Origin of the sequence: Lunatimonas sp., assembly GCF_020832325.1 — a bacterium.
Taxonomy (GTDB): Bacteria; Bacteroidota; Bacteroidia; order Cytophagales; family Cyclobacteriaceae; genus Lunatimonas.
In genome coordinates this window covers 98,475-111,719 of the sequence record NZ_JAFIEU010000012.1, presented here as the reverse complement: position 1 = coordinate 111,719, position 13,245 = coordinate 98,475, and the positions used below count along the sequence as shown (strand labels likewise).

Sequence of the window (13,245 nt, the reverse complement as noted above, 5' to 3'; positions counted from 1 at the left end):
TCGAAGCGACCCCAATCTAAGCCAATGCACTCCCCGTCATTGCGAGGCTTGAAGATATGAAGTAATTCAGATACGGAGTAGGATACAATCGGAATCGTTCAATAGGTTGATAAGTAGTATCAAGCCGAAGCAATCTCCTTGTCCAGACGTAAGATTTAAGACATAAGACGTCAGACTCGCGAAACTTTCGATCCTATATTGCCGCCTGAACCCCCGAATTGAGATTGCTTCGCTCCTGCGTCACTCGCAATGACGGGCTGCAACGAAACAATCCCCATTGAAGAGGTAAGACTTAAGAGGTAAGATATGAGACAGGCTTAAGATCGAGATGGTAAACAGCTCGGTCCAACGATTCGACAGATCGACGATTCAACAAAAAACGAAATTGCTTCGCTCCTGCGTCGATCGCAATGACGTTCTTCACCGCCCCCTGACTAGAGGTGTAGTTTGCAACTACACCCTCGTATCCAAATTATTTTGTAATTGGAAGACACACTTTGATTATCTTGCAATGAAATACGAGAGAAAAGACAGCGTATTTTCAATCCCACCCGTACGGTTGTATTCCGTAATAGACGAAGGTGAACTTTCCAGCTAGGACAAAGAGTTAACTGTGTGGAATGGCGATATTAAACGGCGAGACTAGAGAACAAAAAGTCCTTGTTCTTTCTCACCGATAACGTGATCCAGAACGTAAAAGTCAAAACAATATTTACTTAATAACTCAAAAAAAAATGAAGGTATTATTGGACATAAACGACGATAAAGCAGCTTTCATCATGGAACTGCTCAGCAACTTCAAGTTTGTGAAGGCAAAGCCGCTTTCTCCTCACAAAGCTGAAGTGCTGGAAGGATTGAGGGAAGCGATAGAGGAAGTTAACCAGATCAAGGCCGGAAAGAAAAAGGCACAACCGTTAAGCGAATTTCTTAATGAGTTATAAGGTAGATACCATTGCTCCTTTCCGCAAGGCGGCCAAAAAGCTTAATAAAAAATACCCTTCACTTAAAGACGAACTAGCGGAACTCGGCAGGCAACTTTCCATTGATCCCACTTTAGGAACAGCTCTCGGGAATAACTGCTACAAAATACGCCTCATCATTGCTTCAAAAGGGAAAGGAAAATCCGGAGGGGCAAGGGTGATCACTCATTTCTATGTGGCTGAAAACACTGTCTTTATGCTTTCCATCTACGACAAGTCCGACAAGGAGAATATCTCTGATAGTCAGATCAAAGCGCTACTGAAATTTATTGATTAAAAAAGCCCCCAAGTATCCAAACCAATTTGTAATTGCAAGAAACACGCTGATTATTGCAAGTAAAGATGGGATAGGACGGTGAGGAAAGAGCCGATGTTCTTCTGCCTGTTTCTATTTCCGAATCAGCCATACCTCAGATACCAAGGTTCCCCATCCCCCCGAGTTGCGCCATTGCTCCACGGTGACCCGGTCACCATTGGCCACATCGGCAGCTTTCTGAAACCGGATGACGAGCTCTCCGTCTTTGGTCAGGTTTGCAGGAATTTCAAAGGTAAAGTGATCGCTCATCTGCAGCGGGAGTTCCAGGTCTTGGGCCAGTACCTGATCATCTGCAAAGATGGTTTGGAATTTCTGGTTCATCCGCATGGCATAGCGCTCCTGATACCAAGGACGCACCAAGGTAAATCGGATTTTGTATCGGGCATCGGGATCGAGATCGCGGTAGTGTAGGGTAACCCCCTGAGACTCGTCTTGGGTGAAGTGCATGGATCGCTGACTGGGGCGATTGCCCTCGGAAAGCATCTGCGGCACATAAGGTTGCCCATGGTCATAAGGATAGCCAAAAACGACGTTGGGGGCATGATTGGCAGTGCCGAGATTGTCGTACTGTCCGCCTTCTCCGGGATTGTCATAATCCGTGATCAGGAACAGAAGCTCCTCTCGTTGTTTTCCTTCTGCTGTTAAAGCCCGGCGAAGCTGACGATCCAGCCACCCCAAACCGATAAAATCGTGCTCCAAGTTGTAAAGTCCTTCGCTTCGGGTACCAAATAGGGTATTGCTTTCTTCTCCCAGCTGAGAAGCCAACGACTTCAAAGCCACCATCTCGGGGCTTTCGTCGTGCATAGCTTTCAATTTTTGCAAAGCCTGATGTAGTACCGAATTTGTAACTCCGTTTTTCAGATGGCTTCGTAGCAACTCCTCGATTTCTTTTTGCAGGTTCAATTGTTGATTGACCATTAGCTGGGTGTAGCGATCCAACGCACCTTTTTGCAGGTACACTCTCCGGAGCCAGTTTTCATTCTTCCAATTTTCGGGCATCACCTTGCCGGCTTCGGTTACCAGCTGGTAGTAAGACAGGATGCCTTCTTTTTCTGGCAGCGGTTTACCGGGGATTTCTTCCAGGTTTTCTTCCAGCTGGAAAATCGCCTTGGCCATCTGCGGAGCTGCTTCGGGACCAAACCAGTTTTTGGCATATTCGGCTACCACCTGCTCTACCGAGGCTCTTGGATTCCACAGCAATCGCTGCCACATCCATTGATTGAAGTGATCGTGATTGCCGGATGAATGGGTGATGTCTCCGATTCCATGACGCATCAGATCATGGAACACCCGATAGTAGTGTTTGGGCCAGGCGTAGAAAGTCAGCCGGTTATAAACTTGAGTCAGGTATTGATCGGGTCGGCGCTCATAAATGTCATGGCCCCAATGGGGCGGCAGGTCGCCGTTTTTGTCGGCACGGGGATACATCTGAATGTAGGCATGTTGGGCGTATTTCCAGTGGGTGAGTTCGTTGTAGTACAAGAGCCTGTGCTGCGGTGGCATTTGCCGGTTGATCTCTTGGGGATACAACCCATAGGGTCCAAATCCCGGATATCGGAACAAATCCATGCGATGTGTCTGGCGGTGTCCAGGCTGCCAAGTGGTCGCATCCGAACCCGGGCCATAGCCCCAGGCCCATAGCCAGTCCCTGGGTTTTTCCCGGAGGTAGTGGAAGATGGCCTGATCGTCTGCATTGTCAAACTTCTGATTGGTGAAGTAAATCTTTGCCTGGGGATGGTATTGGTGGAATAAATGCGCCATGTCCTCTACTAACTGTATAAACGTCAGTCCATAGGGATCGCAGCGGTCACACTCGCATCCGCCTCCATCGCCTCCATGGAATTTGAGCAGGTCGAAGGAGGGGCTTGCCTTGGCAAATTCCTCAAACTTTTGAAGCATGTATTCCCTGGCCGCAGGCACGGAGGGGCAGACGTAGCCTTCCCTGCCGATGGATTCGAACGCCTTCCAAACCGGATTTTTGACTTCAGGCGCAGTATTGGCCCCAAATCCTCCCTGGGTCATCAGACCAAAGGACTGAATGAAATCAACCATCGGCCCCTTATCTACGCTGAAGGTATTTGCTCCGGCAAGTGCATAATCAAGAATTACCCGCTGGGTCTCGGTATCGGTCCAGTCTCGGACTTTCGCCAAGCTTTTTGCCACTCCGCTCTGCCCAAACTGTGTCCCCCGGATTTCAAAAGCCGGAGCTGTGCGAATGTGTAGGGAAGCAGGGATTCTGATAAAATCCATTCCAAACTGAAGCTGCCGGAGCAGTTCCCCCACCGCATAGAGGCAGCCCCGGTCGTCTATGCCGGCTGCAATAAGCAGTTTAGGGCCCAGTTGCTTGAGCAAAAAACCTTCGTTCCCGGGAGCCAAGTCGGTCAATACAGGAATCCTGTTTTGGTCGAATTGAGCCTTGATGGAGGAATGATACTCCGGCCTTCCCAATAGGACGACCAGGCCATTTGTCGTAGTGCCAGGATCTTCCTGCGTGATTGAAATTTGGATATTCGATTTATCGAGTATCCGGCTTCTGAGCAATGCTGCCACCCGTTTTTCAACACTTCCTGACTCATTACCCAACACGATGCTTACCTGACTGAACTCAAGAGTAGGTAGGGTTTCGGCCCAAAGTCGGGCAGTTGGAAGTCCCATCAAAAGGAAAAGAAGTAGAATATTCAACAGATTTTTCATTCACAAGATTGGGTTACGTGGCTTCCCCAATAATTGGATTGGAATTTCCAAGGGTTGGGAATTGTCCGGCAGGTTGACGTTGGGTATATGGATTCGTGTATGTTGAAGGGCGTTTCAAGGGGATAAATGAAGCACTGAAATTTCTACCTAACATACTGTGCTTCGGTACGTACAGGCTATTGGATAGCCCAAATTCCGAAACAGCGAGTATTGTGTGGGAGAAATTGAAAAATCACTCTACCGAAATCCAATCATTCTGTCAGCCACATTGTCCATGAGAATACAAATCGCCTTACTCTTTTGTTGCTTGTTTCTTTTCCGATTAACCGCATCTGCGGAATCTATCAATTTATCCAACGTAAACCTCCTTATATCCACGGATATCAAATCCCAGGTCCGGGCTTCGGCACTGGAGATTTTGCGGGAAGAAATCGGAAAGCGAAGCAAACTAAGCGTAAGACCGATTGAGAATTGGAATGCAGCCGGGAAATATACGATCGCACTTGCCTTATCATCTTCGGCCCAATTGGAAGGGAAAAACCTCCCGAAATCCAAGGGAAGTAATTCGCCTGAAATGCAGCCGGAAGGTTACCGGATAGTCTGGGAGGACAATGTCCTTTGGATTATCGGGGCAGATTCCAGAGCAGTGATCTTCGGAATTGGAGAATTGCTCCGAACCGCCACTTTGGGCAAAGGACAGTTTTTGATTGACGACAAACTCGACTTCGCCTCTGCACCGAAATACTCCCTGCGAGGACATCAAATCGGTTACCGAAATATAGCCAATTCCTACGATGCTTGGTCGGTGGCGCAATACGATCAATATATCCGTGATCTGGTACTGTTTGGCACCAATGCCATCGAAAACATTCCTCCGGACGGAGGCCAGGACAACAGTCCACATTTCAAAATCTCCCGAGAGGAGATGAACGTGAAGATGAGTGAGATCTGTGAGAAGTACGATATCGAATACTGGATTTGGACTCCGGCCACCGTGGACTTGAGCGATCCGGCGATTCGGGCCAAAGAACTGGACATCCACGAGGCCAATTACCCCAAAGTGCCCAGGCTGGACAATATCTTTTTCCCGGGCGGAGACCCCGGACATAATCATCCTAGGGAGGTTATGCCGTTTCTCAGGGATCTGCATGCGCGGCTGATCAAATACCATCCCAACGCAGGCATCTGGATTTCCCTTCAGGGATTTAGTCAGGAGCAGGTGGATTACTTTTACCACTATTTGGATCAACACCAACCGACCTGGCTTCGGGGCGTAGTGTCGGGGCCCAGTAGTCCTCCGATTGCAGAGACCCGCTTCAGGCTTCCCAAGCAGTATAAGCACAGGCACTATCCCGATATCACGCACAATGTGCGGTGTGACTACCCGGTACCAAATTTTGACCAAGCTTTTGCCCTGACCATTGGTCGGGAGGGGATCAACCCGATGCCGGTGTTCTATGGACAGGTTCACAACAAATATGCTCCTTTTACAGACGGTTTTGTTTCCTACTCGGATGGGGCTCATGACGATGTAAATAAAGTTATTTGGAGCCAAAGAGGTTGGGATCCGGACAAGAACATCTTGGATATTCTCACTGAGTATTCCCGGTATTTCTTTGATGCCAGCTTGGATAGAAAAGCTGCCGAGGGAATTTTGGGTTTGGAAAAAAACTGGGACGGTTCCATCATAGACAACGGGAGTATAGAGCCAACCCTGGCCTATTGGAAAAACCTGGAATCGGGCAATCCCCAGCTTGCCGGCAACTGGAGGTGGCAGATGCTGGTGATGAGGGCTTACTACGATGCCTATGTGCGTCAGCGAAAAATCTACGAAACCGACCTAGAAAAGCAAGCCAATAAGGTCCTACTCCAATATCCAACACTTGGGGTAGAAGCCGCCATGGATCGGGCGTTGGAACTGGTCAACCTGGCGGATTCCCAGCCTATTCAGCGGGAATCCAGAAAGAAAATCGAGGACTATGCCCACGCCCTGTTTACGTCTATTGGCCTGCAGACCAGTGTAGACAAGTTCCAGGCGAGCAATTCCCAAAGGGGATGCATCCTGGATTTTGTAGATTATCCCCTCAACAACAGGTGGTGGCTGGCAGACCAGTTTGAAGGCATTCGCAAGCTGGATTCAGAACAACAAAAGCAAGATAGGCTGGAATTTATCGCCAACTGGGAAAATCCGGGCGAAGGTGGCTATTACGACGACGTATCCAATATCGCCAAAAGCCCTCATGTCACCACTACAGTATATGATGCCGTGGATTTTGGATGGTGGGACAGTGGCTATAGCCGGTGGAGACTTTCTTCCCAAACCTACCAGGTCGAGCCAATTCTGAAATATGACGATCTGGACCCCAATGCCCGCTATCTGATTCGGGTGACCGGTTTTGGGGAGGCCTTAATACGGATAGATGGCAGGCGTTTGGAACCTTTGGTGTATGAAAAGGAATTGGGCGGAATGAAGGAATTTATCGTGCCCAGGGATGTGGTCGGTGACGGTAAAATCACGGTAAGTTTTGACCGTCCCGAAGAGTCTCATATCCGCTGGAGAGATTACTCCAGAGTATCCGATGTGTGGCTGATCAAACGGTAATTCCTAGTTCCCATACGAACCCCATCCTGGATGTTCATTTCAGGACCCTTAGAAATGCAAGCTATCCCCCGTCCAACGCCATGAAGAAATTAGTGTACCTCCTTCCTTTTGTTGTCTTACAACTATTCTCCTGCGGGGAAAAAGCAGGACAGGAAACGGAATCCCTTTCGGTTTATCAGGATGTGGCCTACCAACAGGATTTTGCGGTCAAATTTTATTCGGATGATGAGCAGTTAACGTTCAAAAAGGTTTTTGTCGATAGAAATGAGATCATCCAAATCCTGACTTCCAAAGGCTTGATGAATCCCGTCAACGGGCATTTTCAATACCCCGGCACCATGGATCCGGACATCCGGTACCGGCCCATGCTTGACAAAAAGGTTGCTGATTTCATCCTGTACCAAAATCAGTTTGTCTATCTGGATGATGAAGCAGTATTTAGCAATGCCTGGGCCGGAAAATTGTTTTCCAGGCATCAAATTTCGCAAGCCGATGTGTTGGCAGGCGGCAAGGACTTTTCTTTTCTGATCGCCACAGGAAATTCCTATAACTTGATCCGGGATTCAAAAACACAATTCTCAGGCCAGGTCGAATCGCCTGTTTTGGACAGCAAGTACGATTCGAAAACCGGCCAGTTTTATGTGCTGACTTCCACTGCCCTCTACCGGATCTCGGAAAATGCAGGAGCGCAACGGCAGGTTTATTCCGGTGTGGGGCTGACAGCCTTTGATTTGATGGCTTCCGGGGAAATCGCTTTGGGCACTGAGGAAGGATATGTGGTGGTCGATGCCTTAGGCAAAGTGACTCGACCTCTTAACGCTAAATTGCCTTGGCCGGCACTCACTGCCATCCAAGAGATTGACGGAAAGCTGTGGTTTGGATCTACCAAAGGAGCATTTATGCTCAAAGAGGATGGGAAGTTCAATTATTACCATGGGGAGCGGTGGCTTCCGGGGGAGCGGGTCATTCATATCTCCAAGGGCCCTGAACAGTCGGTGCTGATTCTTACCGACAGAGGATTGGGTCAGATCGTCTTTGAAGAAATGACGCTGGAGGACAAGGCCATGGTGTTTGAAAAACAGGTGAGGCAGCGTCATATCCGCTACGGCATCAATGCGAACGTAAGTCGTCTACAAAACCATCAGTTGGCAACCACACAAAACAGCATCGCCGACAGCGACAATCTCTGGACAGGGATGTACCTGGGGAGTCAGCTTTTCCGCTACTTGGTTACCCAATCCGAGGAGGCCAAGCAAAATTGCTACGAGGCTTTTGAGGCCATGGAGAGGTTGCATCACATTACCCAGATTCCGGGCCTTTTTGGAAGGACTTTCGAGCGTAGCGGCTATCATGAATTCCGAAAGGAATACCGGGATTACGTGGAAAATTATTGGTATGAGGGCTATAACAATAACGTCAGCTGGAACCACTCCGAAGATCCGGAGTGGGATTGGAGGGCTTCTGCCAGCAGCGATCAGGCCGTGGGGCAGATGTTTGCCTTGATCCTGATAGCGGAGTATATCGATGAGGAAGACTGGAGAAACCGGGCCATCACGCTGCTGGACGACCTGATGGGCTATATCGTAGCCAATAACTATACCCTGGTGGATGTGGATGGCAAACCCTCCCTCTGGGGCAGGTGGAATCCCGAATTCGTCAACCGGTTTGGCACCATGATCGGGGACCGAAAAGTCTATTCGTCCAACCTGATCGCTTTTTTGCAGGCTGCCTACAAGTTTACCGGAAAGGAAATCTACAAGCATAGTGCAGAGGACCTGCTCCGAAATCACGGGTATCTGGAAAACCTGACCCGACCTTTCAGCCAAATCGCACAGGCACCCGAGGATGCAGATGCATGGAGCAAGATGCTTTCCGAGGAATGGAACCACAGTGACGACGAAATGTACTTTCTGGCTTATTGGGGACTGTATCCGTATGCCTTGCACGATACTCTAAAGCCGATATACCGGGAAGCGATCAAAGATCACTGGGAATTTGAGCGGCCAGAAAAGAACGCACTTTGGAATTTCTGCTATGCCATGACGGGGGCGAAGGAATTTGACCTGGAAGAGTCCATCTGGCATCTGAAGGAATTTCCCCTGGACATGATCGAATATAAAACCGAAAACAGCCATCGGAAGGATATCGAGCTGATGACGGAGCCTGGATTTTGGGGACAGCTGACGGCGGAGGTGCTTCCTCCGGACGAGCGGCCTGAACTGAAGCATAACCGAAACCTATTCAAATTGGACGCAGGCGACAGAAGATCGGAGCTCAGTGCAGGAGATACCTATTTACTTCCGTATTGGATGGGAAGGTACCTGGGGGTCATCAGCGCTCCGGTTAGAAAATAAAAAGTTGATTAATCCCGAAATTATTATTCGGAATACGCAGGGTCCAAAGATTCGGGGGTGATGTTCTATGAAAACCAATGGAAATGCTCAAAAAATGCCTATCCAACCATGAGAAAGATTACGATCAACATCCCGGATAATAAGTATGCCTTCTTCCTGGAGCTAGTTCTGACTTGTCCCATCATAGTGCAGCAGGCATAATTTGCTGATGAAGTTCCTCATTTTTTCACTTGGATCCGATAAGGTCGGCTTCGCTTGGCAGTGCTGCGCCCTACTAATTTTCCAAAGCGGAGTGATGTCCCAAGCTATTGATTCCGCGCCTTTGGCGCTTGGGTGGTGTATTCCCATTCTTCCTTGGGCGTTGCCCAAGGCTAATGATTTTGCACCGTTGGTGCTGGTAATTCAATAAGCACCATCGGTGCGGTAATCATTAGCATGGCCTGCCAGGGCTATGCAGACATGTCATCTCCATCCCCGCAAGCACCAAAGGTGCGACAATCAATCCCACATTGAGATAATAGGCCAACCATCTAATCCGCTTAAAAATAATACCAGAGAAGTAGTTCCTTCTTTAAGAACTCCGCTTTGGAGGAAACAAAGAAATGTAAAGCAGAATCCCCTTTTTTCCTTTTTTTTACCCTCCAATTTTGGAGCATTCTCAGCCCCCAGCTTCCTACACTTGGTCTATCTACCGCGGGATTGGCTGTAGGTTGCATCCTCTTGGCGAACGGCAGCTAGAGGGTAAAAATCGCTTCAACTAAACCGGACAACTCTCCTAGCCCATACAAAATACCCCTATCAGGGTATTTTTTCCTATGGAAGAAAGCCTTAATTTTAGAAACAAACTTTTCTTGGAGAAAGCCGGCATTTTAGCCTGTAGGATGTGCCTGGGCAAAATAGGTTTCAGGCCAACGTAGAGGAGAAGAATAAGAAAGATAAGCCGGAAGTCTTGGAATGCCGTATCGGCTTGTAGATTTCCTGAATGGCCCTTGGTCAAAAAAAGGGGAGGATAGATCCATTTGCAAACCCAAAGTCATGTGTAGCGCCCGTCGGATGGCGTTGTGATGGGGCCGCAACCCCGCTTTTGAAACGACAATAATCCCAGGATTACAGGCATTGCAAAAGCTAAAGCAGCGAGGAAGTGGAGAGAGGAATGAGTTTTTTAGAAACTGACGTGTTTTCCCCGACTGCCAGATCAAATGAAGGCCAACGCGCAAAAAAGGCCCCCCGGAGGAAAACAACACACAACATGTCACTTCCATCAAAGCGGGGCCAACCGTGCCTTGGCAACTTTGTGGATTTTAAGTACTTTCATTGCATCACAAAGATTTCCGCCATAAATTCCGCTCAGATGGAAGCGACATACCGTTGTGCGTCATGCTGAAAAAAAGATAAGAAGTGAAAAAGCTAAAAAAGAAATTAAAGACGAAAGTTCAACTATGATAGCAAAACGGAATCATATAAGAGTGTTTGTTGCGTCAACGGTATACAATTTTGAATACCAATTAAAGCAAATTTATGAGCAGTTGGATAGTTACGGCTATGACGTACTGATGTCGCACAAAGGCACCATTTTGCTTGATAGCTTACAATCGAATCTAAAAAATTGCACGGATGGTGTTGAAGAATGTGATGTTTTTGTTGGTTTCATCAGGCCAGACTATGGTTCGGGCGTTTTAGATAAGGGAGGGAAATCAATCACCCATTTTGAATTTGAAACAGCCTTTAATCGCAACATTCCAAGATTCGTTTTAGCCGATTATCGGGTTGAGTTTACAAGAGCCTTATTTAAAGATTCATTCGTTATTGAAGATATGACTTCAAAAAAGATTGATTTCGATAAAATATCATTTGAAGACAATGGTGTAATGGATACAAGATGTATCAGAATGTACAATGAAGCTATAAAAGATAAGGAAAGACCTGCATCTAAAAGAACCGGTAATTGGGTGCAGCCTTATATCAGCTATGATGATATAAAGATGCATTTAGAGAGTCAGTTCAAATATCCAGAGCGCGTTCAAAAATTAATTGACAAGTCTAAAGGAATTGAAATATGAGTGCAAAATCATTTATAAAAGAGCTAATCAGCCAGCAAGAACATTCCTCCCTAGAGTTTAAAAGCGATTGGAATGTAGATGCTATTTTAAAAACCATTTGTGCTTTTCTAAACACAGAAGGTGGTTGGATAATTATTGGACATAATGAAAAAGAAATAATTGGGTTACCTGACATTAATGAGCAAGAAGTAAATCAACTCAAGCAAAATGCCTTGGAGAATATTTTTCCGCAACCACTTATTTATGTTCAATTAGAAACGATTAATGAAAATCCTGTGGTGCTTTTAAATGTTCTGAAAGGATCAAGACAGCCTTATTCGTATAATAAGAAATATTATATCAGAAGAGCCAGTCATACCCAAGAAGCAAGCCCTGATGACATTAGTTTGATATTACGATCAGCGAATCAATATACTTCCAGTTGGGAAAAACAGACTGCCATTGATGCAACTTTTAGAGACCTCAATGAGGAAGAAATTAACAATACCATACGAGCGGCGCATAAACTTGGAAAAGCCAGTTCATTGCCCGAAAGTCCTAAAGAATTCTTGAGCTACTTTCAGCTAGTTGATTATTCGGCAGTGAAGAATGGAGCGGTTATTATGTATGGTCATGAACCTACCAAATTCTTTACGCAGTGTAGAGTTCGTATTACCAATATGCCAGAGGGTTCTACTGGTGATAAGTTCAATGACATTGAAATAATAGAAGACAATCTCTTTATCTCTTTCAATCGAGTAATGAGTTATTTCAAAAAGAACAACCCGATTATAAGTGAGTTTAGTGCTGATAGCCCAATAAGAAAAGATCGTGAACAGTATCCTTTTGCCGCTTTAGATGAAGCCATTGTGAATGCAATGGTTCATCGAGATTATGGCGATATGGGTGGTGAGATAACTATCAATATCCATTCTGACAAAATTGAGATTATCAATTCGGGTGAAATTCCTTCTGACATAATAAAAGGCAAAAACAGAATAGAATCTCATCATTCTGTTCTAAGAAATCCAACCATTGCCCACATGTTTTTCCTGAGAGGAAAAATGGAGAAGCTTGGCAGAGGTCTTTCACTTATTAAAAAGCAGTTTGACGAATTAGGTTTAAAATCTCCCGAATGGACTTTTCAAAGTGGTTATACCAAATTGACACTCTATGGCAGAAAAGAAGAAATTAAAGTGAGTAGCCGAATGGTTCAATTTCTTAGTGAGATGAATCCTGATCAAACTTATTCGAGCGAAGATTATATGGAGTTTTTTATGGGAGATATTAAGGATAGAACAGCCAGAATGGATCTTCAAAAACTGACCGAAGGGGGATGGCTTAAAAAGATTGGAGATGGTCCTCAGACGAGATATTCAAAAACTAATAAAAAATTACCGGATAATGCCGGATAATGGTAGCGGATGAATAATTACACCCAGATATACAGCCATTTAAGATATTAAGCAAGAATGTTCTTTTGCCGGATAATGCCAGTTAATGGATTAAATTGGTTTGTTAGGAGTTTTGCCGGACTTTGCCGGATAGCTAAGTTGAAACAGCTAAATCAGCCTATTTACGCGATATTAAGACAATACGAACTTGCCGGATATTGCCGGATAAAAAATTAGGGAACACTAAAACTTAAAGAAAACAAAAACTAAACCCAATGAGTAGCCCGACCTGAGCTAAATAGCTCAGGTTGAGGCTCTCACACCACAGGCAGTGTGGATTATGTTTCTTTCCTGCATCCTGGCCTCCCGATACACTCCGCTATCAGGACAGACTATCGTTAAAATAACCTATAGGGTTTATTATAAAACGTTTGTCTCTCGCAAGGGAAACCACCCCGGTGAAATACAAGGCAGACTATGCGACTTGTTGGAACAAAGTGGAAATCCCGCATTAGTGGGGCTAACGCTTTAGGGCGTTACCCTGCTAAGGCCCTGTCGCTCTTGGGATGAGGGATCCCGAGAGATCGGGACAGGTATTGCAGCCTCTGGAATATTATGGTATCTTCGATACCAGATGCCCATGCTGGGCACTCACATTGCATTGGCATTATGGCCGGCAGGACGTTAAGGCATTGGCCAAACGATTTGCAAATTGGCTTCAGTTCCGGCAGAAGTTACGCTATTTGGCAGCAGAATTTAACCATTCTACCTTTATCGGGCATTGGTAGCCAGGTGGACGAAGCCATGAATCGGGCCACATCGCCAATGCTTTCAGGTTAGCAGCATTAGTCAGTTAATAAAAATAG

General features: G+C 46.3%; 7 protein-coding genes. 6 read left to right on the top strand and 1 reads right to left on the bottom strand.

Annotation, left to right across the window (positions count from 1 at the left end; genetic code table 11):
• Positions 1-734: 734 nt before the first annotated feature.
• Positions 735-941: a hypothetical protein gene (locus tag JJU34_RS04250; RefSeq protein ID WP_228691082.1), complete on the top strand. Its 207-nt coding sequence runs from the start codon at positions 735-737 to the stop codon at positions 939-941.
• Positions 931-1,257, top strand: a complete 327-nt coding sequence (locus tag JJU34_RS04245) for a type II toxin-antitoxin system RelE/ParE family toxin (RefSeq protein ID WP_228691081.1) — start codon at positions 931-933, stop codon at positions 1,255-1,257. Before JJU34_RS04250 ends, JJU34_RS04245 begins: the two co-directional genes overlap by 11 nt.
• 111 nt (positions 1,258-1,368) lie before the next feature.
• On the opposite strand, the gene JJU34_RS04240 is transcribed toward JJU34_RS04245, so the two are convergent.
• Complete coding sequence (locus JJU34_RS04240; protein ID WP_228691080.1) at positions 1,369-3,990, bottom strand: DUF4838 domain-containing protein; 2,622 nt, start codon at positions 3,988-3,990, stop codon at positions 1,369-1,371.
• A 274-nt stretch (positions 3,991-4,264) separates the two neighbouring features.
• Here JJU34_RS04240 and JJU34_RS04235 point away from each other — a divergent pair, with 274 nt between their 5' ends.
• The 4 genes from JJU34_RS04235 (at position 4,265) to JJU34_RS04220 (ending at position 12,400) form a co-directional block, all read left to right on the top strand.
• Positions 4,265-6,592: a hypothetical protein gene (locus JJU34_RS04235; RefSeq protein WP_228691079.1), complete on the top strand. Its 2,328-nt coding sequence runs from the start codon at positions 4,265-4,267 to the stop codon at positions 6,590-6,592.
• 80 nt (positions 6,593-6,672) lie between these two features.
• Positions 6,673-8,946: a hypothetical protein gene (locus JJU34_RS04230; protein WP_228691078.1), complete on the top strand. Its 2,274-nt coding sequence runs from the start codon at positions 6,673-6,675 to the stop codon at positions 8,944-8,946.
• A 1,370-nt stretch (positions 8,947-10,316) separates the two neighbouring features.
• Positions 10,317-11,006: a DUF4062 domain-containing protein gene (locus tag JJU34_RS04225; protein ID WP_228691077.1), complete on the top strand. Its 690-nt coding sequence runs from the start codon at positions 10,317-10,319 to the stop codon at positions 11,004-11,006.
• Positions 11,003-12,400 (top strand): RNA-binding domain-containing protein, encoded by a 1,398-nt coding sequence (locus tag JJU34_RS04220; protein ID WP_228691076.1) that lies wholly within the window; start codon positions 11,003-11,005, stop codon positions 12,398-12,400. The genes JJU34_RS04225 and JJU34_RS04220 overlap by 4 nt, the downstream gene beginning before the upstream one ends.
• The last annotated feature ends 845 nt before the right edge of the window (positions 12,401-13,245 follow it).